Source organism: Bacillus sp. VT 712, from assembly GCF_001614195.1.
GTDB classification, from domain to species: domain Bacteria; phylum Bacillota; class Bacilli; order Bacillales; family Bacillaceae_H; genus Priestia; species Priestia flexa.
In genome coordinates this window covers 1-23843 of the sequence record NZ_LWBK01000005.1, presented here as the reverse complement: position 1 = coordinate 23843, position 23843 = coordinate 1, and the positions used below count along the sequence as shown (strand labels likewise).

The following is a 23843-nucleotide window of genomic DNA, read 5'->3' as shown; positions in this document are numbered from 1 at the left end:
TGTTTTTTATCGCTTAGAAGTTACTTATGCTCGAGTCAAAAGTTAGTTAGGAGTGCGAAAATGAAAAAAGAGTGGGATGTTGTCGAAGTATTAAAATATGCTAGGCATGATTGGCTAAATAAGATACAGCTAATCAAAGGCAATTTAGCACTGAATCGGGTAGATCGAGCAAACGACATCATCAATACAATCGTGAACGAGTCACAGCACGAATCAAAATTAACAAGCATGAATATGCATTTGTTCACAGGTTTTGTTATGACTTACCACTGGTATAACCACGCGGTTCGGTTAGAACTTGAAGTGCTCGGAAACGCTCAGGATTTATCAAAGTATGATAATGAAGTATACAAATGGTGCCGTTATTTAACGGGTTTGCTAGAATCTCATATTGATTATCATGCTGATAATTATTTGAGTATTTCATTATGCACCGAAGAGCAGGAACCTCGTTTCTTTTTTGATTTTAGTGGAATACTAACGGATATGCAAAATTTACAAGAACAGCTCGGTAGTTATGAATATGGTCAAATGCTTACATGCGTTGAACAAGAAATTCTTCCAACTGAGTTTAATATTCAAATTAAGTTAAATACATGAGTAGATCTCTTTTGTACAAGCGTACAGAAGAATGAACTAGAACGGAGTGAAAGTACATGTTTGTAGATCAGGTCAAGGTATATGTGAAAGGTGGCGACGGAGGAAATGGTATGGTTGCCTTCCGTCGTGAAAAGTATGTGCCAAAAGGAGGTCCAGCTGGTGGTGACGGTGGTCACGGAGCAGACGTTATCTTTGAAGTAGAAGAAGGGTTACGTACGCTGATGGATTTTCGCTATAAGCGACACTTTAAAGCAGATCGTGGTGAGCACGGCATGTCAAAAGGCCAGCACGGGCGCAATGCAGAAGCAATGGTTGTTAAAGTTCCACCAGGAACAGTTGTGGTTGATGCAGAGACAAAAGAAACAATTGCAGATTTAGTAGAACACGGTCAGCGTGCGGTTATTGCAAAAGGTGGACGCGGAGGTCGAGGAAATACGCGTTTTGCAACGCCAGCTAACCCGGCTCCAGAGCTTTCTGAAAACGGAGAGCCAGGACAAGAGCGCGATGTTATCCTTGAGCTAAAAGTACTGGCGGATGTTGGATTAGTTGGATTCCCAAGCGTAGGAAAATCAACTTTACTATCGGTTACGTCTGCTGCGAAGCCAAAGATTGCCGAGTATCATTTTACAACGCTTGCACCAAATCTAGGAGTCGTTGAAACGGGAGACAACCGTAGTTTTGTTATGGCGGATTTACCAGGTTTAATTGAAGGTGCACACGAAGGCGTTGGTTTAGGACATCAGTTTTTACGCCACATTGAACGTACGCGAGTTATTGTTCACGTAGTAGACATGTCTGGATTAGAAGGTCGCGATCCTTACGAAGACTATCTAACAATCAATGAAGAGCTACGCCAATATAATTTACGCTTAACAGAGCGTCCACAAGTGGTAGTAGCAAATAAAATGGATATTCCAGAAGCGGCGGAAAACTTAGCTCGTTTTAAAGAAAAAATTGGAGATGAAGTAAAAGTATTCCCTATCTCTGCTGCAACGCGTGACGGAATACGCGAATTGTTGTTTACGGTAGCTGATCTTGTAGACACAACGCCTGAATTCCCAATGCATGAAGAGGAAGATTTATCGACTCACCGCGTACTTTACAAGCACGAGAAGAAGGAAGTTGAATTCCAAATTACACGCGATAGCGACGGTTCATTTGTATTAGATGGCGAAAAAGTCGAAAAGCTGTTCAAGATGACAGATTTCTCAAGAGACGAATCTGTTCGTCGCTTTGCTCGTCAGCTTCGTGGTATGGGCATAGACGAAGCGCTTCGTGAAAGAGGCGCAAAAGATGGAGATATTGTAAAGCTATTTGAATATGAGTTCGAATTTATCGACTAATCATTCATGTCACGGGGGAGGGGCTTGACTTGGATAAGGCGGATAAGCAGTTTTATTTAGTACGAGAAGATGTATTGCCAGAAGCAATGAAGAAAACGCTGGATGCAAAGCTGCTAATTGAACGTGGAAAATCAGCTTCCGTAGCCGATGCAGTTCAAGAGGTTGACTTAAGCCGCAGTGCTTTTTATAAATATAGAGATACTGTGTTTCCATTTCAAACGGTTGTTACACAGCGAATTATTTCGCTCTTTTTTCACCTGGAAGATCGCTCAGGTACGCTATCTCATTTACTAAGTGTCGTAGCCTCTTCGGGTTGTAACGTGTTAACGATTCACCAAACCATTCCGCTGCAAGGTAGAGCAAACGTTACGCTCTCACTAGATATTGCAAGTATGAAGGTTGAGTTGAACGATTTGTTACGAGAGTTAAAAAGACTTGCATTTGTGGACAAGGTTGAAGTCCTTGGTTCAGGTGCTTAACTAGAAAGCAGACATAGACAGGAGAGAGAAGAATCGTGGGGAAAGTAGGATATTTAGGACCAAAAGCAACATTTACACATGTAGCAGTTCAAGAAGTATTTTCAGAATATGAGCAGATTCCCTTTAAGACTATTCCATCTTGTATTGATGCGGTGTATAACGAAGAAGTAGAGTATGGAATCGTTCCGCTTGAAAATGCACTAGAAGGTTCCGTTAATTTAACACTTGATTATTTAATTCATGAGCATCGTCTTCCAGTAGTAGGCGAGATCATTTTACCGATTCGTCAGCATTTGATGGTTCATCCTGATCATGCAGACAAATGGGAAGAGGTCAAGGCTGTTTATTCACATCCTCATGCCATTGCGCAGTGCCATAAGTTTTTATACGGCAGCTTAGCTCATGTTCCTGTAGAAGAAATGACATCAACAGCATTTGCTGCAAAATATGTTAGCGAGAACCCTGGAGAAGTTGTTGGTGCGATTGCCAACGGGCTAGCTGCTAAGGAGTATGGGCTTCATATCGCACGCCCAAATATTCATGATTATGATCACAACACGACTCGATTCGTTGTACTTCATAAGGATAGAACTCGCGCAGTGCCATTTGAGCAAGAGAATGGTTACAAGACGACGTTAATGATTACATTACCATCGGATCAAGCAGGAGCACTACATCAAGTACTGTCTGCGTTTGCATGGCGTAAGCTAAACCTATCTAAAATTGAATCAAGGCCAATGAAGACAGGATTAGGAAACTACTTCTTTATTGTCGATATTGAACAGAAAATGGACGAGGTGCTCATCCCAAGCGCGATTGCTGAACTTGAAGCACTTGGATGTAAGGTAGCTGTTTTAGGAAGCTATCCACATACGCTACTCGACCAAAAAATCCCGCTATAAAACATAGCGGGTTTTTTTTATTCACTCTTTAATAGGTAGCCAGCTTGCTCAAGTGCATGACAGGCTGCATCAAGCTTCTGAACGGAGTCTGCTTCAAGCGTGTGAAGGTGGGTGCCTTCTGTTAATTGTGAAAGATAGGTTGCGTTGGTTTGATTAATCTTGTGTAAAAAAGCTTCTACATCTTTACGAGTTTGAACCATCATTGAAGCCGTAAGCTCTCCGTATACGGGGTGTTCAATGATTACATCTTTTACGCACACTCCGTGGTCTACGATGAGAAAAAGCTCTTTCTCTGTATCTTCAGGTGCGTGATGACAAGCAATAATTCGCTGCTGAGAGGATGCCTGGCCAGGAGACTGCATATAAATATAGCCTTGGCTTGTGGCTAAAATAGGTTCATTACGGGCTTTTAAGAGCGAGATATCCTGCACAATCACCTGTCTGCTTACCTTTGTTCTTTTTGATAGTTCACTGCCTGTCATCGGCTTCTGTTCATCTTTTAACCATTGTAAAATGAGTTCTCGTCGCTCTTCACCTAAAACTTTGCGTTGATTTTCTGACATGGTCTTACCGCTCCTTCATAATCTCTTTATGTAATAAATGAAGCACATTCATTAGTTCATCTAAATCTTTCGTAGTCGTATGCAAACTAAAGGAAATGCGAATGAAATTTTTGGCTTGCTCTGGACTTTTTCCAATAGCTAGTAGCGAACGAAGAGGGGCTTGTTTATGAACTGTACAAGCGCTGCCCGTTGCTACTGCGATATTGTGACGATTACATTGTAACATAACATACTGACCTTGTACGTTGCGGAACGTTAGTCCGATTATACCAGGAAAGTGAGCTGAGCTAGCTGCTTCCATCTCAACGAATCCCTGTAACTCCTTGATGCGTATAAGCAAGTATGACTTTAAGTGTTCGAAGTGATTGTAGGCTTGTTTTAACTGAGTATAAGCATGTTCAGCAGCCGTCGTAAACGCTGCAATTCCAGGGACGTTCACAGTTCCTCTATGGCTTTCTGTAAGGAAATGAGTTAGGGAAGCAGAAGCTTTAGAAGAACTTGGTTGAATGTAAACGAATCCGACGCCTTTTGGACCATATAGTTTATGGCTTGATACTGATAAGCTATCAATGTTTGCTTCTTTCACGTTAATCGGTAATTTTCCAAATGACTGCACACAGTCGCAGTGGAACCAAATGTCTCGTTTTTTTAACAGTTGTCCAATATCATAAACGGGCTGAATTGATCCTAGCTCGTGATTGACATGCTGAATGGCTACAAGAACTGTGTCGTCTTGAATGGCGTCTTGCAAAGCTTCTATCGACACAACGCCATCTTTTGTGACTGGTAGATAAGTAATAGTATACTCTACTTCTTGGAACGAAGAGAGAGCCTGTAAGACGGAGGAATGCTCTAACGAAGTCGTTATAATGTGTTTTCCTCTATGCTCTGTGTAATGGAGAAGCGAGCGGATAGCAAGTACGTTGGATTCCGTGCCTCCGCTTGTAAAGTAGATGGCTTGTTGCTCTCCATTAATAAGAGAAGCGAGCTGATGTCGACATAAAGAAAGCAAATCATCTGCTTGCGTACCAACCATATGTAAGCTGTTTGTATTTCCGTAATATGATGTGGCCGCTGTGTGATATGCTTGGATTGATTCCTTACTCATGGGCGTGGTTGAAGCATAGTCAAGGTAAATCATAGCTTTCCCTCTTTCGGTCAAAATAAAAAATATCTTGTCTTTTATTTAATAATATGTAAATATAAGTGTCAAGACACATGTAAAGTTAATTGTCTTGTTTTTTGTTTTTATAAATTAACAGAAGTGTAAGAGGTGAAGCATGCATAAGACGGACGTGTTGATTATTGGAAGTGGATTGGCAGCTTTAGCTACGGCTTCTGCTTTGTATCCATATAAGAAAGTTACGATTGTAACAAAAGGAAGCATAGAACAAAACAATTCTGTATTAGCGCAAGGTGGAATTGCAGCGGCGGTGGGAAACCATGATAGTTGGCAAGAACATGCTTATGATACGTTAGCAGCTGGTAGCAGTCACTGCAGCGAAGAGACCGTACATATATTAACTAAAGAAGGAATCAGCTGCGTATTCGACTTCATTGCTAACGGCATGGAGTTTGATCAATTCCAAAATGGCAGCCTGCATTTTGGTAGAGAAGGAGCTCATCGAGTAAATCGAATTTTGCATGCAGGAGGAGACCAAACGGGTGCTTTATTATTTGCCTTTTTAAAGAAGCGCGTATTACCTCATGTTGAAATTATAGAGCATCAAATTGTTCATAAGCTAATTTGTGATGAACAAGGATGTATTGGAGCGATTGGAGAAGGACGAAAAGGGGAGATACAAGCGTATTTAGCAGAGCATGTTGTAGTGGCTACTGGTGGAATCGGCGGTTTGTATCAGTATACGTCCAATCATGCTTACGCCACTGGAGACGGCTTGATGCTTGCTTATGATGTGGGAGCAGAACTTGAAGATTTAGAATTTATTCAGTTTCACCCTACGCTCTTGCGAGAGGGGAATCATGCTGCTGGACTGGTATCAGAAGCGGTACGCGGTGAAGGAGGCGTGCTCGTAACTGAAGATGGAGAGCGCTTCATGAAAGGAATTCAGCCGTTTGAAGACCTATCGTCGCGAGATATTGTAGCAAGAGCAGTTTTTGGGCAAATACAAAAAGGAAAAGATGTCTTTTTAGATATTAGCGAAGTAGAAAAGTTTAACAAACGCTTTCCGACAATAAAAGCTCTTTGTCAAAAAGCAAATATTCACCTTTCCAAAAATCGAATACCTGTCATACCAGGTGTACATTTTTTAATGGGTGGAATCAAAGTTAACGAACACGGAGAAACGACCATTCCATCTCTTTATGCTGTAGGAGAAGCAGCCTGTACAGGCGTACATGGTGCAAACCGTCTAGCTAGTAACTCGTTGTTAGAGTGTATCGTATTCGGTAGACGAGTAGGGTGCCATATCCTATCAAAAGAAAGTCGGCGAGTCGTAGAGTATAAAACAAACTATCAGATTTCAAGAGTTGAGGAGTCTTTAATTATGCATCAAGCGGATATTCAAGCCGTTATGATGCAGCACGTAGGAATCATTCGAAACGGAGCTGGTCTCCGTCAAGCAATCAGCTGGTTTGATGAGGAGCTAGACTCGTTGGATTTTAGCTTTACAAGGTCATATCCCGAACAACAAAGGCGGCGAATTTTGATGCTCAGACTTGGAAAACTCATAGCTTCTGCAGCGATACATCGATGTGAAAGCAGAGGCGCACATTACAGGTCTGACTTTCCTCAAACTAGTCATCAGTGGGAGAAACAAAAAGTTACTCATGTTTTACGAGGCGTATTAGCGTAATTGGTAATGAATGATACAAAGAAAACGAGGGGAATTGTATGAACGCATTAAAGGTTAAAGCACTTCTTCATCAATTTTTTATTGAAGACGTTGGAGATCAGGATTTGACGAGTGAAGCCATTTTTTCACGTCACGAAACGGGAAGCGCTGAAATTGTCACTAAGCAAAGTGGAGTTTTTGTGGGTGATAGTATTATTACAGAAGGCTTTCAATTACTAAATCAACAAGCGAAAGTTCAGCTTTATATAAAAGATGGACAGTACGTTGAAGCTGGAGATATCATTGCAAAGGTTCACGGACCAATACAAGCAATTTTAACGGGAGAGCGCGTTATATTAAACCTTATCCAGCGCATGAGCGGAATCGCAACGATGACTTTTCAAGCGAGAAAAATAATGGAAGGGACGCATACACAAATTTGTGATACGCGTAAAACAACGCCTGGGCTTCGAGGGTTAGAAAAGTATGCTGTTCGAATGGGTGGAGGAGTTAATCATCGGTTTGGGTTGTACGACGGAGTCATGTTAAAAGATAATCATATTGCGTATGCAGGTTCTATTAAAAACGCTGTTTTAAAAGTGAAAGAATATATTGGACCCATGGTAAAGGTAGAAGTGGAGATAGAGACCCTGGAACAGCTAAAAGAAGCGGTTGAAGCAGACGTAGATATTATTATGTTTGATAACTGCGACCCACAAACGATTAAGAAATGGATTTCTCAGGTACCAAACCACATTACGACAGAAGCTTCTGGTGGAATGAATTTGAATAATATAGCTTTATATAAAGACACGGGTGTTGACTACATCTCCTTAGGAGCATTAACACACTCTGTGCAGTCACTTGATATTAGCTTAAACGTGGAGGAAATGAACCATGAACTTGTTTGAAACGTTAAAGACTAAGACATTACCCTTTGAGTATTCAATGATGTCGGATGAAGAGATGAAGAGAAGAATTAGAATCATTAAGCAAAAGCTTGGCGATCAGCTTTACATATTAGGACATCATTATCAAAAGGATGAAGTTTACAAGTTCGCGGATGCGGTAGGAGATTCCTTGCAGCTATCTCAAATGGCGGCAGCAAATAAAAAAGCTGCTTATATCGTATTTTGTGGTGTTCATTTTATGGCAGAAACGGCGGATATTTTAACAACGAGTAATCAACGAGTTGTGTTACCTGATATGCGAGCAGGGTGTTCTATGGCCGATATGGCTAACATTGAACAAACAGAAAAAGCATGGCCGATTTTGCAATCTTTGTTTGGAGACACAATTATACCGCTTACGTATGTTAATTCCACCGCGGAAATCAAGGCGTTTGTCGGCAAACATCATGGAGCAACCGTGACGTCATCAAACGCAAAAGAAGTGGTTCAGTGGGCGTTTTCTAAAAAACAGCGTATTTTATTTTTACCAGATCAGCATTTAGGAAGAAATACAGCTTATGAATTAGGAGTGCCTCTTTCTGAAATGGCTATTTGGGATCCCATTGAAAATGAGCTCGTTTTTGATGGTGATATAGAAGATGTGAAGATTATCCTGTGGAAGGGACACTGCTCCGTTCATGAAAATTTCACGTTAAAAAACATTGAGCATGTACGTAAAGAACACCCGAACATGAACATCATTGTGCATCCAGAGTGTACGCATGACGTAGTGCAGCACTCTGATTACGCTGGCTCAACAAAGTACATCATGGAGACGATTGAACAAGCACCATCAGGTTCAGAGTGGGCAATTGGAACAGAAATGAACTTGGTTAACCGCTTGATTCATGCTCATGATGATAAGAAGGTTATTTCACTTAATCCGTATATGTGTCCTTGTTTAACAATGAATCGTATTGATCTTCCTCATTTGCTTTGGTCTTTAGAAATGATTGATAAGGGCACGCCCATCAATGAAATTAAAGTGGAGTCTGAAGTAGCAGAACTGGCTCAAAAAGCACTCAACAATATGCTTGCAATGGTTTAAAGATGTCGGACTAAATGAAAAGTGAAAAACAAGCATAAAAGAGATCCTCTCACATACATTTGTGGTGATGGATCTTTTTTTTATAAAAAAATCCAAACTTTTAAGCATCAAGAATAAAATACTTGTTCAAGGCATATGTTGTGATGAACAAACAGAACTTGCTTTGATTCCGCACATATAGATGAAATATACTCGACTCGGGAGGGGAATGACGTTGAAAATCCATATTGTCCAAAAAGGGGATACCCTTTGGAAAATTGCCCAAAAATATGGCGCAAACTTTGAAGAACTTAAAAAGATGAACTCACAATTAAGCAATCCAGACATGATTATGCCTGGAATGAAAATTAAAGTGCCAACTGGCGGAGTACCTGTTGCAAATGAAGGGAACTCATTAGGGATTAAAGAAATGCCTAAAGTCCAGCATCCATATAGCGACCAATCAACGAAAGCTTATCCGGTAACAGAAATAGATAGTGAACAATCACCAATTCCGAGCATGCAGCCAGTGAAAAAAGAGATGCCAATTGCTCAGCCGCCGAAGAAAGAAGCACCAGTAGCGCCAGTAGCGCCGAAGAAAGAAGCACCAAAGAAGGAAATGCCAAAAAAAGAGGCACCAAAGAAAGAAGCGCCTAAAACGGAAATGCCTAAGATGCCTAAGATGCCAAAGCTTCCAAAGATTCAGCCAATCGCTCCTGAAATTGACATTAACAATTACTATACGTTAAACATGGCGATGCAACAGCCGAAAAAAGAAGAGCCAAAAGTAGAAGCTGTTGTAGAGTCACCTGAAAGTCCAGAGATGGAGAGTGTAGAAGCACCGGTGCAACAGCCATGCTATCCAATTGTACCAATCTCTCCAGTAATGCCTGGATGTGGATTTCATTATATGCCGTGTTATCCACCGCCAATGCCACCAGCATATCCTGTGTATCCACATCAATGGCAGATGCCACAGGTACAAGGAGCAATGGAAGAAATGGAGTCCATGGAAAATAACCAAATGGTAGCTGGTCAAATGCAACATCCAAATGCGCCAATGCATGCTGTGAATGCACCATTTTACCCAATGATGAATCCGTATATGCCATGTGGTCCGGTTCAATGCTCGCCTTGTCCACCACCTTGGGGATACCAGCAACCTGCGTATCCAATGTATCCGTCGATGCCACAGGTACAAGGTGAAATGATGGAATCTCCAGAGATGGAAAACAATAGCGTAATGGGTATGCAGATGCCATACCAGCAACCGCAAGAAGACTGCGGATGTGGATCTCCTCAGCCCATGCCATATGGACACCAGCAGATGCCGTATGGATACCAACAGATGCCATATGGGTACCAAGATCAGCGCTTGGCACCGTACCCAGCCCCGTATGGACCCCCATTTGGTATGATAGGGGCACCGCCATATCCAGCGGTTGATCCGGATTTATTTAATATACCCGATTATGAAGAAGATGAAGATTAATAACGGCAGAGGCGATGACTCTATACATCGCCTCTTTTTTTGTTTGGTAGAAAAAGGAATTCTTGTGAAGCAATACTATATAAAAAAGCCACACGTACTTTATGTAAACACGAATCAAGGGATGAAAATAATAAAGAAGTATCGGTATGAAAACACTATTAATCGTAATTTTCAGTTCATTCAAGCACTCAAACAGCACGGGTTTAACGCTACCATTAATTTTGAACCTTTTTCAGATGGAGAGGTTGTGATCAAAACCAGAGGAGAAGTTTGGGGAATTATGCCTTATCTCCAAACAAAGTCACCGGTTTCATATGAACAATCCCATCACCGAAAGCGAGTCATTGAGCTACTACATTCTTATCATGAAACCGCAGCATTTGCTTGGTATGATGTGAAAGACATATTTCCAATGTATGAACTTACTCACGTGTGGCAAAAGCGACTTGCTAGTTTTATTCATCATAACAAGCTTATTGAGTCCATCATTGGAAAAAGAACGTATAAAGTTATTGAAGAGTTATGTCAAAACAGTTTAGTAACCATGCATAAATACGAACATGAAGGGCAGAAGCATCAACACACAATAATCCATGGTGACACGGCTTCTCATAATTTTTTAAGGGGAGTTAATAACGATTATTATTTAATTGATTTTGATTGTGCAGCTCAATCCACATTTTTTACGGATTATATTCAACTAGCTCAACGCTTTTTATTACAGGAAGACTTTTCTATTGAAAAGCTGCTAAAGGAAGAGGGGATGAGCAATCTTTTTCATTTACCGTATTTTGCTGCGGCTCTGCGCTTTCCAGCTATGCTTTTGCTGCCTTGGTACATTCGTTTAACCAGCATATCACCTTCATATAAAGAGCTTATTCAGCTAAAACAATGGACTGAAAAGCAAGCTATAAAAGCAGAATTAACAAATAGGGAGATATTGCGTATATTCCCCAATATCTAAAGAGTTTACCGCTAACTGACAGCATAAATTTTGCTCAACTTTAAGACCCTAATGGTGAGTCCGCTATAAGGTGGCTCATTTAAAGGGGGGGGTTCGATTGAACAAGTATATCATTTCATCATTAGCAGCTGGCTTTATGTTTGGCTTAACGGCTTGTACAAGTGACCAAGGAATGGAACAGCGTTATAACGATAACACTGAGCCTGTTGGTTACTATACAAGTGAAAACGAAAATGAGCATCGTCTTGACCAAGTAAAAGGCCCTGTAACGGATATGTTAGACGGCGACGACGAAAATAACAACAATAGACGAACTGCTCCGTTAAACGTAACGGATGGGCGTTATGATAGCCCAACTAATTCTTATCAAAACCCATCTACAAATAAAAATGGTTTTTATAGCAATGCTAACATCGGTGGTAGTGATAGGAATTATCACGGTCATCTCAATGGTAGAAACAATCTTACGCAAACGAATACAAATGCTTACCCAGCAGACTTGACTGAGAAAGTAGCAGACAAAGCAGCTGGTGTAAACGGTGTGAAAGGCTGTAGAGTAGTAGTTGATGATAACCGCATGTTGGTAGTTGTTGATCCAGCTAACAGCAACGTGAACGAAGAAGAGCTTAAAAAAGCTGTGCAAAAAGAAGTAAAGCCTTTAGCGAAAAAATATAATCTTCAAGTTGAGGTAGATAATGGAATGTTCAATAGCGTTCGTAATATTGATAATGACATTCGTAACGGTGTAGATAACGGAATTATTCGTACAAATATCAACAGCTTGTATGAATCCATTGATGAAAATGTTAATCGTAAAGACCGCTAAGTAAAAAAGAGCTGGGACATCAGTATTCCAGTCAACGAGATATCCGAATGATTGCGAGCTAACTTGCAATCATTCGGATGTTTTTTGTTTTGAAAACCTAACTATTGTAGAAGAGTCATGATTCGTTTTTGAGAAGGACTCATTTAGCTTTGTCCCAGCTTCTTTTTGTATATTTAAGAAAATGGATAAAAAAAGAAAGAAAGGAAAAGATATAAATAGCAATTCTTCTTTCAGTCATCTTTATGAAGTGACAAATTACATGTGTGAGGTGATGATGGATGAAACGAACCATTCATCAAATAATCATTGTATGTACTATCAGCAGCTTTTTAGTAAGCTTAGCTGGAGTAGTAGAAGCTGAACGCCCAATGACTATTTTTTTAGAGCGTACGTATGTAGATGGAGTTATTAGTCAAGAGGTCTTGAATTCCCCGTACATGACAAAAGAAGAAGTACTAAGCGCGTATCCTATGTGGAGAGTGATTAAAGCATCAGACGAAGAGGTTGTACTTAGAAAGGCGGTTGACGACATTTCGCCAATGCTTAAAGAAAACGGCTACGTTGGCTTATCAGTTAACGGAGTATTATCTACGTTTGAAGGGAAGCCGGTAAATTCCACAAATATTATTCAATCTTTCTTTCAGATTGATGTAGAAAAATTAGAGAGCTATCAAGAAGAGCTGCTGAAAGATGGGATTCGTGTTCAAACGAAAGATGATTACGTATCCTTGATGGATTTTTATAAAATGTACGAGCTTAATTCGCGGCCTACTTCTAGTAAGTAGCCGCTTTTTGTCGCGTTCTAATCCACAGTAAGGACTCGAAAGCAGATTTCTTTTTATTTCTATGTCAAATTCCTTCTATTCACTTTTAGGGTTGTGTTAAAATAATAGTCAGCGCTAAATGTTCGACAGAGTATGCAAAAGCAATTGTGAAATTAAAATTGTTACGGCTTCTTAGTTGGAAGATAGATGAATGAACTGGGCAGTGTTCTCTACTTGATGATAACAAGGAGGGTAGACTGCCTTCGTTCATGTGAGAGGGAGAGAGTTAGTTGATTGATTATATCAGAGGTGTGATTACATATATTAATCCAGAATACGTTGTCATTGAAAACCAAGGAATGGGCTATCAGGTATTTACACCAAACCCTTATGTGTTTTCAGTTGATAATGAAGAGAGAGTTATTTATACGTATCAGTATGTCCGTGAAGATATCTTAGCACTGTACGGCTTTAATTCTCGCGAACAAAAAGAACTATTCATGAAATTAATTAGCGTCTCAGGCATTGGTCCAAAAGGTGCGCTGGCGATTCTAGCATCAGGTAACCCTTCTCAGGTGGTGCAGGCCATTGAAGAAGAAAATGAAAAGTTTTTGGTGAAGTTTCCAGGAGTAGGAAAAAAAACAGCTCGTCAAATGATTTTGGACTTGAAAGGCAAGCTTCATGATATCGTACCGGATGCAGTGCCATCACTATTTGCTGATATGGACGAACAAGAAGTTAAATCCCAAAGCTCAGAAGCTTTAGATGAGGCTATCGAGGCATTAAAAGTACTTGGATATGCAGAGCGAGAGATTAATAAGGTAGTTCCAGCCTTAATGCAACAGTCGATGACGACAGATCAATATATTAAGGAAGCGTTGAAGCGTTTGCTTAAGTAACGAATGAAGGAGGAATATGATGGACGATCGTATTGTGACAGGCGATGCACTTAGCGAAGAAGAAGTGCTAGAGCAAAGTCTTAGACCTCAATTTCTACAACAGTATATTGGTCAGCATAAAGTAAAAAGCCACTTAGATATCTTTATTAAAGCTGCTAAAATGCGAAGCGAAACGTTGGATCATGTTTTACTATATGGACCTCCTGGCTTAGGGAAAACAACGTTGGCGACCATTATTGCAAATGAGATGGGCGTGCAAATTCGCACTACTTCCGGACCTGCCATTGAGCGTCCTGGAGATTTAGCGGCTGTACTAACAAGCTTAGAACCGGGCGATGTGTTGTTTATTGATGAAATTCATCGTCTTAATCGATCGGTTGAAGAGGTCCTTTACCCTGCAATGGAGGATTTCTGTCTAGATATTGTGATTGGAAAAGGCCCAAGCGCTCGCTCCGTGCGTTTAGATTTACCACCCTTTACGCTTGTGGGGGCGACAACAAGAGCTGGTTTGCTCTCATCACCACTGCGAGATCGTTTCGGGGTTTTAAGCCGCTTGGAATATTACCAAGAAGAAGACTTAGCGTCTATTGTAGAGCGTACTGCTTCTATTTTAAATGTAGGCATCGATACGCAAGCTACGCATGAAATTGCCAGGCGAGCTCGTGGGACCCCGAGGATTGCCAACCGGCTTTTAAGACGCGTTCGCGATTTTGCGCAGGTAAAAGGTGATGGTGAGATTACTGTTCAGCTTGCTACAGAAGCTTTAGAGATGCTGCAAGTCGACCGTTTAGGTTTGGATCATATTGACCATAAATTATTAAGAGGGATTATTGAAAAATTCCGTGGAGGTCCAGTTGGCTTAGATACAATTTCGGCTACCATTGGTGAAGAATCACATACAATTGAAGATGTATATGAGCCGTACTTACTTCAGATTGGCTTTCTGCAAAGAACGCCTAGAGGGCGGATTGTGACGCGGCTTGTGTATGATCATTTTCAAATGGAGGTGCCAGAGAAGTGAACGAACTCCCTAAATTCGTAATGATTGTGGGTGGTATTTTACTATTGGTCGGTTTTTTGCTACAATTTATCGGCAAACTTCCTGGTGATATTTTAATTAAAAAAGGAAATACAACCTTTTATTTTCCAATCGTTACGTCGATTGTTATTAGCATTTTATTATCGCTTATTTTCTTTTTTATTGGTCGATTTAAATAATTATTTTAGTAGGAACAGGTGAATGAAATGAAAGTAGATTTATTTGATTTCCATTTACCGGAGGAATTGATTGCGCAAACGCCGCTTGAAAAGCGTGATGCATCAAGACTCATGGTAGTAAACAAAGAAACAGGTGAGGTACGTCATCATATGTTTCAAGACCTTCTTGACTATTTACAAGAAGGTGATTGTCTTGTATTAAACGATACGCGTGTTTTACCAGCTCGTTTATTTGGAACAAAAGAAGATACGGGCGCTAATATTGAAGTCCTTCTTTTAAAACAAACGGAAGGTGACATGTGGGAAACGCTTGTGAAGCCCGCTAAGCGAGTTAAAGAAGGAACGGTTATTTCATTTGGAGATGGTCGCTTAACGGCTGTTTGTAAAGGTGTGAGTGATCAGGGGGGAAGGCTGCTGGAATTTAAGTATGACGGAATCTTTTATGAAGTATTAGAACAGCTTGGTGAAATGCCGCTGCCACCTTATATCAAAGAACGCCTTGATGACCGCGAACGCTATCAAACTGTGTTTGCACGTGAACAAGGTTCAGCTGCAGCACCAACGGCAGGACTTCACTTCACGGAAGAGATGTTGGAAGAAATTAAAGCGAAAGGTGTGCATATTGCTTTCTTAACACTGCACGTTGGCCTAGGAACCTTCAGACCCGTAAGCGTAGATGATCTGGAAGAGCATGATATGCACGCTGAATACTATCAAGTGAGCGAAGAGACAGCTTCGTTGTTGAATTCAGTGCGTGAACAAGGTGGACGAATTATCTCTGTTGGTACCACGTCTACGCGAACGCTTGAAACAATCGCAACTGAACACGACGGTGTGTTTAAAGCTTCATCGGGCTGGACGAGCATCTTTATTTTCCCTGGATATGAATTTAAAGCAATTGATGGTATGATTACAAACTTCCATTTGCCGAAGTCAACGCTTATTATGCTTGTTAGCGCGTTAGCTGGACGTGAGCATATCATCGGCGCATATGAAACAGCGGTAAAAGAAAAGTATCGATTCTTTAGCTTTGGCGATGCCATGCTAATCTTGTAATTTAACATGAAAGGAATACACTAATGACAGCTATTCGTTATGAACATATTAAAACATGTAAGCAAACCGGAGCACGCCTTGGCATTGTGCATACTCCACACGGATCTTTTGAAACGCCGATCTTTATGCCAGTTGGTACGCTTGCTACAGTAAAAACAATGTCTCCTGAAGACTTAAAAGCAATGGGAGCAGGAATTATTTTAAGCAACACGTATCATCTATGGCTACGTCCAGGTCACGAAATTGTAAAAAAAGCTGGCGGACTTCATAAATTCATGAACTGGGACCGTCCAATTTTAACGGATTCAGGTGGTTTCCAAGTGTTTAGTCTAAGCGATCTTCGACGTATTGAAGAAGAAGGCGTGCATTTCCGCAATCACTTAAATGGTGACAAGTTATTCCTATCACCTGAAGGAGCAATGGAGATTCAAAACGCACTTGGTTCGGATATCATGATGGCATTTGATGAGTGTCCACCATATCCAGCTGAATATGATTATTTAAAGCGTTCAGTAGAGCGTACAAGCCGTTGGGCTGAGCGCTGTTTAGAAGCTCACAGTCGTCCGCAAGACCAAGGATTATTTGGGATTGTACAAGGAGGAGAATTTGAAGATTTACGTCGTCAGAGTGCTTCTGACTTGGTTTCTATGGACTTCCCGGGTTATGCTGTAGGAGGACTATCTGTTGGAGAACCAAAAGACGTTATGAATCGCGTGCTTGAGTTTACAACACCTTATCTGCCTGCGGATAAACCTCGTTACTTAATGGGCGTAGGTTCACCAGATTCATTGATTGATGGAGCAATCCGTGGAATTGATATGTTTGACTGCGTGCTACCAACGCGTATTGCACGTAACGGTACATTAATGACAAGCGAAGGGCGCTTAGTTGTTAAAAATGCAAAATATGCAGAAGACTTTGGGCCAATCGATCCAAACTGTGATTGCTATACGTGTAAAAATTATTCAAGAGCGTATATTCGCCACTTAATTCGTTCTAATGAAACGTTTGGAATTCGATTAACATCTTACCATAACTTATATTTTCTGCTAAACTTAATGGAGCAAGTCCGTGAAGCTATTCGCGAAGATCGATTAGGTGACTTCCGTGATGAATTCTTTGATAAATATGGATTTAACGGACCAAATGCAAAAAATTTCTAGGTCATTACAGGGGTTTTTCATCAACATATGAATAAGTACCTGTTGATAAATTGATTAAAGGAGGAGATCTTGTGGAAATTTTCCAAGCAATATGGCCATTACTTTTAATGTTCGCCATCTTTTATTTCTTATTAATTCGTCCACAGCAAAAGCGTCAAAAAGCTGTACAGCAAATGCAGTCTGAACTGAAGAAAGGTGACAAAGTCATCACAATCGGTGGAATGCACGCTTTAGTTGAAGCAATTGATGAAGGAACAGTTATTGTGAAAACAACAGACGGTTCTAAAATGGTATTTGACCGCGCTGCAATTCGTGAAATCCGTAGCGAAGCATAATTATAGAAAGAGACTGAGACATAAGTAGTTCAGTCCTTACTATACCTGAACGATTGAGAGTTTCTCACTTTTAATCGTTCAGGTTTTTTTGTTAATTGTGAAAACAATGTTGGAAACAGGGTGGAATGGAGCGTAGGACACTCGACTCCTGCGGGAAAGAGAGGGAAACATGAGATCCCGCAGCGCAGCGAGGAAGCTCAGGTTCCTCCCCGCGGAAAGCGAGTGGCCGTAGCGCAATGGAACGAACGGGTTGAGACAAACCAAAGAGATGGGAACAGCTAGTGTTCGTCTTTTAGAAGCAATCATTTTGTTATGTCCCAAACTCTTTTTATGCTGTTCTAGAGCCTGATAAATTGACCCCAATCACACCGCCGAGCATGGCTACCAGTAAAAACCCACCGTGAAATAAAAGCTGCTGAGCTGAAAAGAGCTCGTTGTATCCAAGAAATTGTAGCATAAGCATAAGAACAGAGTAGATAAGACCAGTTGCTCCACCAATCATCCAACCCTTTGAGCCGCTTTTTCCACCTGACATAAATCCACCAATAAAGACTGCCAAAAAGGATAAAATAGCAATCCATAGTTGCAAAGCTTGTTCAGTAACAGACGAAAACTTTAACAAAAGTGCTAACAAAAGGCTGATGACAAAACCGATGATAAAGATGATCATTACTCCAAAAAAGATAGCACTGCTCATTCTTTTTGCTTCCATTACTAAAAACCCCCTTATATGTCAAACTGCAATCTTAGTACGAGCATATTCACAAAATGGAAGAAATAGACGCAAAAAAATCCGTCTATTTTTTGTGTTTAAACGAAAACTAGTCAGGAATGTCAAAGTGCGGAGGTTTTTATATGGAGATCGTAACAATGGTTTTTCGTACTATTTTGTTATATTTTATCGTATTAGTCATCTTTAGACTAATGGGTAAGCGTGAAATTGGCGAGCTCAGTATTTTAGACCTTGTCGTGTTTATTATGCTAGCAGAGCTAGCGGTAGTGGCAATTGAAAATACAAATGATCCATTGCATCATAGCTTAGTTCCGATGATCACCTTACTTGTGATTCAAATTGGGTTGGCTCTTTGGTCACTCAAAAGTAATCGCATGCGCAACTTCTTAGACGGTCAGCCGACGGTTATTATTCAAAATGGCGAAATTCGTGAAAAGGAAATGAAAAAGCAGCACTATAACTTTAACGATTTACTCATACAGCTTCGTGATAAAAATGTGAAGGATATTGCTGACGTTGAATTTGCTATTTTAGAACCTTCTGGCAAGCTTTCTGTTTTTGAAAAAAAGAATAATACCGCTCCTTTTGGAAAAGAAAGCTTAAATCTGCCTTACATTATTGATGGCGTAGTCCAAGAAGAACATTTAGCACTCGATCACCGTACAACGCTATGGCTTCGCCAAGAATTAAAAAAGCTAGGTTATCAAGAAATAAAGAATATTTCATATTGTACCTACAATAATGGCACCTTTTTTGTAGATAAAGTGGACGAACCAAAATAAAGAAGATGAGTATGGTTGCTCATCTTCTTTATTTCTTTTTAAACAGTCGTAGAATTGAAAAGCGGTTGAGCTCTTCTTTCGTAATAAGCTTGAATAGTAATAAAAGAATAACGTATAACAGGCTTGTTAGCATTATAGAGACTAATGTTTGTAGTACAAGTGGAAGGTTGGCAAAAAAATGTGTAAACGCATACTGTCCCACCGATCCAGCAGCTAACATGACGATACAGCTTTTTACATAATCCATGATTTGTAGCTTATACATAATTTGTTTCGTAACGGTTGATAAATGAAGAAGAGTGACGAGCATAGTGCCAACTACAATAGAAAGTCCGGCGCCCATAATGCCGAGAGTAGGCTGAGAAGCTAATAAAAAAATCAATGCGGTTTTCACAGCTGCGCCAATGAAACTGTTAATCATGGCGGCTTTAGCTAGGTCTAAAGCTTGAAGGACGGCCTGAAGGGGTCCTTGAAAGTAAGAGAAGATAAAAAAGGGTGCCATGACTTTAACAAAGATAGCTGCTTTATCTGATCCGTACATCAATTCCATTATGGGGTTAGCGAATACGTATAATACGACAACGGCAAGTCCCCCTGTTATAAACGATAGGCGCAGCGCTTGGTGAAGTCTATACTGAATTTGTTTCATATGGTTCTTTGCATAGGATTCACTGATAGCAGGTACTAGTGCAGTTGAAAGAGAAACGGTAATAAAGGACGGTAGCATTAATAATGGAAGTGCAAAGCCCGTTAATTCTCCGTACTGCTGAGTAGCGACGGTGGTTGCTACTCCAGCAATCGCTAGGCTCTTGGCTACAACAATTGGTTCTAAAAACCAAGAAACTGAACCAATCATACGACTCCCTGTAGTGGGAACAGCGATTCTCATCAAGTCATAAAAGGTATCTTTGCCAGCACGAAGTGATTGAAAAAAGTTACGACGAACGGTTAACTTCTTTTTTCGTTTAAACATATAGAACATATAAAATAGAGATGCCAATTCTCCAAATACAGAAGAGAGCATAGCGCCAGCAGCGGCATATTCAATTCCATAAGGTAAGAATGCCTTTGTACATACAGCGATTAAAGTGATACGAACGACTTGTTCAATGACCTGCGAATAAGCAGCGGGTTTCATTTGCTGAAGACCTTGGAAATAGCCGCGAATAACCGATGAAATAGCGATAATTGGAATAACAGGAATAACCGCTAATAGTGGATATAAGGTACGCTCATCTGTAAAAAAGGTTTTTGCGATAATAGGAGCGAATACTATTAAACTGAGCGTAAATATAAAACTCAATGTACACGTGATGCTTAAAGAAACAACCAGAATCTTTTTAATTTTTCGTTTGTCACCGAGTGCCTGTGCTTCTGCAACTAGCTTTGAAATGGCTACAGGCAAACCTAACTGCGTTAACGTAATAACGAGTACAAGAGTAGGAACAGCCATCATGTATAGGCCAACACCTTCGTTCCCAATCATTCTTGCAATAACAACGCGGTTAATGAATCCGAGAACTCTTGTAATCAATCCAGCTATAATTAAAATAATAGTACCTTGCAAAAATTTAGACATAGATCCTCACTGCCTTCTTGGACAAATTATAATTGATGTAATCCAATATATGCAGGGAATGTGTCCAAGCATGACAAGGAATCAAAGAAATAACAGAGAGCTTGCTGGCTTATATATTTTGCATGCGTGTGAGAAAAGGAGTCGTGAACATGAATTCGATAATATCAGATGAGCAAAAGACAATCATTCAACCAGTAATTGAGAGTAAGCTAGAAGAATTTCATTTAATTGGTTACGAAGACGTAACGGAAGCAGAATTGTGGGGGTATTTGAACCAAAAGAAGTGGAAAAAGCGTCAAGAATTTTCGTTGCATCAGGTTGTTAGTGACGTGTTGACTGTTAAGATTACTGATGTAATGAGCTATGTAACAATTGAATCTTATAAATCAAATATGTTCGAAACTGTTAGTGACAATGAAGATTGGAAAGAATTATTAAAGTAATGCAAATTTTATGGTTCGTCATTTGACAGACCCCTAGTTATCGAAGATAATTAAGTTGGTATTTTACAGCGATCAGCTCATGTGTTTTACATAAGAAGGAGGATTTCTTATTTATGGTTAAAAGAGGACGTATCGTTACCTTTTTCCTCTTAGTACTTTTAATATTTGGTACAATCGGAACAACGGTTATAGGTATTGCAAAAGATATTAAGCTTGGCCTTGATCTTCAAGGTGGGTTTGAAATTTTATATGATGTAAAACCTGCTAAGAAAGGTGATGTCATCGATAACAGTGCACTTAAAAGCACCGTTGAAGCGCTAAATCAGCGTGTGAATGTGCTCGGTGTAAGCGAGCCTAGTATTCAAATTGAAGGAGATGATCGCATTCGCGTACAGTTGGCTGGTGTTACGGATCAGTCACAAGCGCGTGAGCTATTATCAACTGAAGCAAATTTAACCTTCCGTGATGTAAATGACAATATCTTAATGGATGGTTCTGACCTTGCTCAAAATGGTGCAAAGCAATCGTTTGATGAAAACAATCAGCCGAGCGTTTCGTTAAAGCTAAAAGATGCGGATAAGTTTAAAGAAGTAACAAAGAAAGTGCTAGATATGGCACCCAATAATTTATTGGTCATCTGGTTAGATTTTGAGGAAGGAAAAGATTCCTATAAGGCAGAAGCAGCTAAGCAAAATCCTAAGTTTTTATCTGCAGCAACTGTAAATCAAGTTTTCTCTCAAAAAGAAGTATCGATTACGGGTGGTAACTTTACAGTTAAAAGTGCTACAGAATTATCAGATCTATTAAATGCAGGCTCTTTGCCTGTTAAATTGGATGAAATTTATTCAACATCTGTCGGGGCTCAATTTGGTGAGAAAGCTCTCGATATGACCGTATTTGCCGGAGCAATTGGAATTGCTATCATCTTCCTTTTCATGATTGCATTCTACCGTCTACCAGGGCTTATCGCGGTAATTACGCTAAGCTTTTACGTATATTTAAACCTTTTAGTATTCGATCTTATGCATGTTGTTCTTACTCTTCCAGGGATAGCAGCTTTAATTCTTGGAGTCGGGATGGCAGTGGATGCTAATATCATTACATACGAGCGAATTAAAGATGAATTAAGGACAGGCCGATCTGTAATGTCTGCTTTTAAAGCAGGAAATCGCCGTTCCATTGCAACGATTTTCGATGCAAACTTAACAACAATGTTAGCAGCTGTTGTGCTGTTTATCTATGGAACAAGTTCTGTTCAAGGATTTGCGACAACGTTAATGATTGGGATTGTACTGAGCTTTGTGACAGCTGTATATGGAACGAGATTGTTGCTAGCTCTGCTAGTTAACAGCCGTTGGTTAAATAAAAAACCTCACTTATTCGGTGTGAAAAAATCTGAAATTCATGATTTAAGCAAAGACGATGGTCAAACAGTTTTACCAACAGCTTGGGACAGATTTGATTTTGTTAAATACAGAAAACGCTTCTTTGCTTTATCAAGCATCCTTGTTGTAGCTGGAGTTATTGCCTTGCTTATCTTCAAGCTTAACCTAGGAATTGATTTTGCAAGCGGAACGCGAGTTGAAGTAGCAAGTGATAAAGCTTTAACTCAAGAACAGGTAGAAAAGGACATGTCTTCAATTGGATTAGAGTCAGACGATGTGATTATCACGGGTGATGATAAAAAGACGGGAGTTGCCAGCTTTGTAGGTGTACTTTCACAAAAGGAAATTGCTGATTTAAAGGATTACTTCAGTGGAAAGTATGGCTCAGAACCTAACGTAAGTACAGTGTCTCCGACTGTCGGAAAAGAGCTAGCACGCAATGCAATGATTGCGGTATTAATTGCTTCTATTGGAATTATTATTTATGTAGGGTTCCGATTTGAGCTGTATATGGGATTAGCTGCCATTGTAGCCTTACTACATGATGCCTTTTTCATCATTGCTTTCTTCAGTTTAACTCGTCTTGAGGTTGATTTGACATTCATTGCGGCAATCTTAACAATCGTTGGTTATTCAATCAACGATACGATTGTAACGTTTGACCGCATTCGAGAGAATATGAAGAAGTTCAAATCAAAAACGTTTGAGGACTTAAAGTTTATCGTGAACTTAAGTTTGCGTGAGACCCTAACTCGATCGTTGAATACGATTATTACGGTAATTATTGCTGTAGCAGCACTGTTGATTTTTGGAAGTGACTCAATTCTAAACTTCTCTATCGCTCTACTAGTAGGATTAATTGCAGGTACGTACTCATCGATTTTCATTGCCTCTCAGCTGTGGCTTGTATGGAAAGGCAAGCAGCTAGAACGTAAGAGAGTCGTTGAAAACGAAACAGAATAAATGAATGAAAAAGTGCACGGATTATTCCGTGCACTTTTTCAGATTGACGAGAAACCTGTAAGGTTCTCGTCAATCTGAGGCTCTTTTCATTTTTTATAGTGAAACAAGTAAACATTTCACAAACAAATCGTCGTTTTCCATAAAAATCGCCCATTACCTGACCTGTTTTGGTCAGGTAATGGGCGATTTTTTTCATGTTTTGACAAGCTGCCGTCAGATACGCCTGCATCTGGACAGACTTCAGCCCTCGATACCGGGCATATCGATACCCATTTAGCTCTTTTGCGTCGGCAAAGCTACGCTCAATCGTCGTGCAACGCATACGATAAAGTTGTTTACCTGCTTTTGTGCGCTTATTTAGACGCGCTTGTTCTTTGAATCTCTCCCAAATGTGACGGGTCACCACGCGTTGTTTTTGGGAAGCGGAAAAACAACCGTCTCTCATTGGACAAACGGCACAATCACTTGGATTTGATTTGTATGTACGATCTCCTGTGCGACTGGTAGTCGCATACGATAAAATGCACCCCATTGGACAAGCGAATACATCTTTTTCCTGTACGTAGTGAAACAGACGTTTTG

At 40.2% G+C, this 23843-nt stretch carries 24 protein-coding genes and 1 pseudogene; 20 read left to right on the top strand and 5 right to left on the bottom strand.

Annotation, left to right across the window (positions count from 1 at the left end):
• Positions 1 to 60 precede the first annotated feature (60 nt).
• The 4 genes from A2U94_RS03360 to pheA are packed head-to-tail and all read left to right on the top strand — an operon-like array spanning position 61 to position 3324.
• Positions 61 to 600 carry a Spo0B C-terminal domain-containing protein gene (locus tag A2U94_RS03360; RefSeq protein WP_025908523.1) on the top strand — a complete coding sequence of 180 codons (540 nt, stop codon included), beginning with the start codon at positions 61 to 63 and terminating at the stop codon, positions 598 to 600.
• A 56-nt stretch (positions 601 to 656) separates the two neighbouring features.
• Positions 657 to 1943, top strand: coding sequence for a GTPase ObgE (gene obgE / locus A2U94_RS03355; RefSeq protein WP_025908522.1), 1287 nt, complete (start codon positions 657 to 659; stop codon positions 1941 to 1943).
• 29 nt (positions 1944 to 1972) lie between these two features.
• Complete coding sequence (thrR, locus tag A2U94_RS03350; RefSeq protein WP_025908521.1) at positions 1973 to 2422, top strand: transcriptional regulator ThrR; 450 nt, start codon at positions 1973 to 1975, stop codon at positions 2420 to 2422.
• Between the two features lie 32 nt (positions 2423 to 2454).
• Entirely contained in the window at positions 2455 to 3324 is an 870-nt protein-coding gene (gene pheA, locus A2U94_RS03345) for a prephenate dehydratase (RefSeq protein ID WP_061785224.1), read from the top strand.
• 17 nt (positions 3325 to 3341) lie between these two features.
• Here the strand turns inward: pheA and A2U94_RS03340 are convergent, their stop codons facing one another.
• Positions 3342 to 3887 (bottom strand): transcription repressor NadR, encoded by a 546-nt coding sequence (locus tag A2U94_RS03340; protein ID WP_061785225.1) that lies wholly within the window; start codon positions 3885 to 3887, stop codon positions 3342 to 3344.
• 4 nt (positions 3888 to 3891) lie between these two features.
• Complete coding sequence (locus A2U94_RS03335) at positions 3892 to 5028, bottom strand: IscS subfamily cysteine desulfurase (RefSeq protein WP_025908518.1); 1137 nt, start codon at positions 5026 to 5028, stop codon at positions 3892 to 3894.
• Positions 5029 to 5167: 139 nt separating this feature from the next.
• Here A2U94_RS03335 and nadB point away from each other — a divergent pair, with 139 nt between their 5' ends.
• The 13 genes from nadB to yajC all read left to right on the top strand — a co-directional run bounded on the left by nadB (position 5168) and on the right by yajC (position 17376).
• Positions 5168 to 6703 carry an L-aspartate oxidase gene (gene nadB / locus A2U94_RS03330; RefSeq protein ID WP_062954413.1) on the top strand — a complete coding sequence of 512 codons (1536 nt, stop codon included), beginning with the start codon at positions 5168 to 5170 and terminating at the stop codon, positions 6701 to 6703.
• A 38-nt stretch (positions 6704 to 6741) separates the two neighbouring features.
• Positions 6742 to 7593: a carboxylating nicotinate-nucleotide diphosphorylase gene (nadC, locus tag A2U94_RS03325; protein WP_025908516.1), complete on the top strand. Its 852-nt coding sequence runs from the start codon at positions 6742 to 6744 to the stop codon at positions 7591 to 7593.
• Positions 7580 to 8680, top strand: a complete 1101-nt coding sequence (gene nadA, locus A2U94_RS03320; RefSeq protein WP_062686621.1) for a quinolinate synthase NadA — start codon at positions 7580 to 7582, stop codon at positions 8678 to 8680. Before nadC ends, nadA begins: the two co-directional genes overlap by 14 nt.
• A gap of 208 nt (positions 8681 to 8888) precedes the next feature.
• Positions 8889 to 10151 (top strand): SafA/ExsA family spore coat assembly protein, encoded by a 1263-nt coding sequence (gene safA / locus A2U94_RS03315; protein ID WP_062686622.1) that lies wholly within the window; start codon positions 8889 to 8891, stop codon positions 10149 to 10151.
• Between the two features lie 64 nt (positions 10152 to 10215).
• Positions 10216 to 11115, top strand: coding sequence for a phosphotransferase (locus A2U94_RS03310; protein ID WP_160169865.1), 900 nt, complete (start codon positions 10216 to 10218; stop codon positions 11113 to 11115).
• A gap of 97 nt (positions 11116 to 11212) precedes the next feature.
• Entirely contained in the window at positions 11213 to 11941 is a 729-nt protein-coding gene (locus A2U94_RS03305) for a YhcN/YlaJ family sporulation lipoprotein (RefSeq protein WP_062686623.1), read from the top strand.
• 278 nt (positions 11942 to 12219) lie between these two features.
• Complete coding sequence (locus A2U94_RS03300) at positions 12220 to 12726, top strand: BofC C-terminal domain-containing protein (protein ID WP_025908511.1); 507 nt, start codon at positions 12220 to 12222, stop codon at positions 12724 to 12726.
• 269 nt (positions 12727 to 12995) lie between these two features.
• Positions 12996 to 13604 (top strand): Holliday junction branch migration protein RuvA, encoded by a 609-nt coding sequence (gene ruvA, locus A2U94_RS03295; RefSeq protein WP_025908510.1) that lies wholly within the window; start codon positions 12996 to 12998, stop codon positions 13602 to 13604.
• 19 nt (positions 13605 to 13623) lie between these two features.
• Positions 13624 to 14625: a Holliday junction branch migration DNA helicase RuvB gene (ruvB, locus tag A2U94_RS03290; protein WP_025908509.1), complete on the top strand. Its 1002-nt coding sequence runs from the start codon at positions 13624 to 13626 to the stop codon at positions 14623 to 14625.
• On the top strand, positions 14622 to 14822 hold the full coding sequence (locus A2U94_RS03285) for a DUF2905 domain-containing protein (RefSeq protein ID WP_025908508.1): 201 nt from the start codon (positions 14622 to 14624) through the stop codon (positions 14820 to 14822). Before ruvB ends, A2U94_RS03285 begins: the two co-directional genes overlap by 4 nt.
• Before the next feature lie 27 nt (positions 14823 to 14849).
• Complete coding sequence (queA, locus tag A2U94_RS03280; protein WP_025908507.1) at positions 14850 to 15878, top strand: tRNA preQ1(34) S-adenosylmethionine ribosyltransferase-isomerase QueA; 1029 nt, start codon at positions 14850 to 14852, stop codon at positions 15876 to 15878.
• Positions 15879 to 15901: 23 nt separating this feature from the next.
• Positions 15902 to 17041 carry a tRNA guanosine(34) transglycosylase Tgt gene (gene tgt / locus A2U94_RS03275; protein ID WP_025908506.1) on the top strand — a complete coding sequence of 380 codons (1140 nt, stop codon included), beginning with the start codon at positions 15902 to 15904 and terminating at the stop codon, positions 17039 to 17041.
• Between the two features lie 71 nt (positions 17042 to 17112).
• Positions 17113 to 17376: a preprotein translocase subunit YajC gene (gene yajC / locus A2U94_RS03270; protein WP_025908505.1), complete on the top strand. Its 264-nt coding sequence runs from the start codon at positions 17113 to 17115 to the stop codon at positions 17374 to 17376.
• Positions 17377 to 17704: 328 nt separating this feature from the next.
• On the opposite strand, the gene A2U94_RS03265 is transcribed toward yajC, so the two are convergent.
• Positions 17705 to 18088: a TIGR04086 family membrane protein gene (locus A2U94_RS03265; RefSeq protein WP_025911747.1), complete on the bottom strand. Its 384-nt coding sequence runs from the start codon at positions 18086 to 18088 to the stop codon at positions 17705 to 17707.
• A gap of 143 nt (positions 18089 to 18231) precedes the next feature.
• Here A2U94_RS03265 and A2U94_RS03260 point away from each other — a divergent pair, with 143 nt between their 5' ends.
• On the top strand, positions 18232 to 18891 hold the full coding sequence (locus tag A2U94_RS03260; RefSeq protein WP_025911745.1) for a DUF421 domain-containing protein: 660 nt from the start codon (positions 18232 to 18234) through the stop codon (positions 18889 to 18891).
• 28 nt (positions 18892 to 18919) lie between these two features.
• On the opposite strand, the gene spoVB is transcribed toward A2U94_RS03260, so the two are convergent.
• Positions 18920 to 20470 (bottom strand): stage V sporulation protein B, encoded by a 1551-nt coding sequence (gene spoVB, locus A2U94_RS03255; RefSeq protein WP_062686956.1) that lies wholly within the window; start codon positions 20468 to 20470, stop codon positions 18920 to 18922.
• A gap of 149 nt (positions 20471 to 20619) precedes the next feature.
• On the opposite strand from spoVB, the gene A2U94_RS03250 reads away from it, so the two are divergent.
• Positions 20620 to 20913, top strand: coding sequence for a post-transcriptional regulator (locus A2U94_RS03250; RefSeq protein ID WP_025911741.1), 294 nt, complete (start codon positions 20620 to 20622; stop codon positions 20911 to 20913).
• Positions 20914 to 21026: 113 nt separating this feature from the next.
• Positions 21027 to 23261 (top strand): protein translocase subunit SecDF, encoded by a 2235-nt coding sequence (gene secDF, locus A2U94_RS03245; protein WP_062686955.1) that lies wholly within the window; start codon positions 21027 to 21029, stop codon positions 23259 to 23261.
• Between the two features lie 139 nt (positions 23262 to 23400).
• Here secDF and A2U94_RS03240 read toward each other — a convergent pair.
• A pseudogene (locus A2U94_RS03240) lies at positions 23401 to 23843 on the bottom strand (transposase); the annotation flags it as partial.

Coding starts and splice junctions, on each gene's coding strand:
- A2U94_RS03360 (WP_025908523.1), top strand. CDS start 61: ATGAAAAAAGAGTGGGATGTTGTCGAAGTATTAAAATATGCTAGGCAT.
- obgE (WP_025908522.1), top strand. CDS start 657: ATGTTTGTAGATCAGGTCAAGGTATATGTGAAAGGTGGCGACGGAGGA.
- A2U94_RS03340 (WP_061785225.1), bottom strand. CDS start 3,887: ATGTCAGAAAATCAACGCAAAGTTTTAGGTGAAGAGCGACGAGAACTC.
- A2U94_RS03335 (WP_025908518.1), bottom strand. CDS start 5,028: ATGATTTACCTTGACTATGCTTCAACCACGCCCATGAGTAAGGAATCA.
- nadB (WP_062954413.1), top strand. CDS start 5,168: ATGCATAAGACGGACGTGTTGATTATTGGAAGTGGATTGGCAGCTTTA.
- nadC (WP_025908516.1), top strand. CDS start 6,742: ATGAACGCATTAAAGGTTAAAGCACTTCTTCATCAATTTTTTATTGAA.
- nadA (WP_062686621.1), top strand. CDS start 7,580: ATGAACTTGTTTGAAACGTTAAAGACTAAGACATTACCCTTTGAGTAT.
- safA (WP_062686622.1), top strand. CDS start 8,889: ATGACGTTGAAAATCCATATTGTCCAAAAAGGGGATACCCTTTGGAAA.
- A2U94_RS03300 (WP_025908511.1), top strand. CDS start 12,220: ATGAAACGAACCATTCATCAAATAATCATTGTATGTACTATCAGCAGC.
- ruvB (WP_025908509.1), top strand. CDS start 13,624: ATGGACGATCGTATTGTGACAGGCGATGCACTTAGCGAAGAAGAAGTG.
- queA (WP_025908507.1), top strand. CDS start 14,850: ATGAAAGTAGATTTATTTGATTTCCATTTACCGGAGGAATTGATTGCG.
- tgt (WP_025908506.1), top strand. CDS start 15,902: ATGACAGCTATTCGTTATGAACATATTAAAACATGTAAGCAAACCGGA.
- A2U94_RS03265 (WP_025911747.1), bottom strand. CDS start 18,088: ATGGAAGCAAAAAGAATGAGCAGTGCTATCTTTTTTGGAGTAATGATC.
- A2U94_RS03260 (WP_025911745.1), top strand. CDS start 18,232: ATGGAGATCGTAACAATGGTTTTTCGTACTATTTTGTTATATTTTATC.
- spoVB (WP_062686956.1), bottom strand. CDS start 20,470: ATGTCTAAATTTTTGCAAGGTACTATTATTTTAATTATAGCTGGATTG.
- A2U94_RS03250 (WP_025911741.1), top strand. CDS start 20,620: ATGAATTCGATAATATCAGATGAGCAAAAGACAATCATTCAACCAGTA.
- secDF (WP_062686955.1), top strand. CDS start 21,027: ATGGTTAAAAGAGGACGTATCGTTACCTTTTTCCTCTTAGTACTTTTA.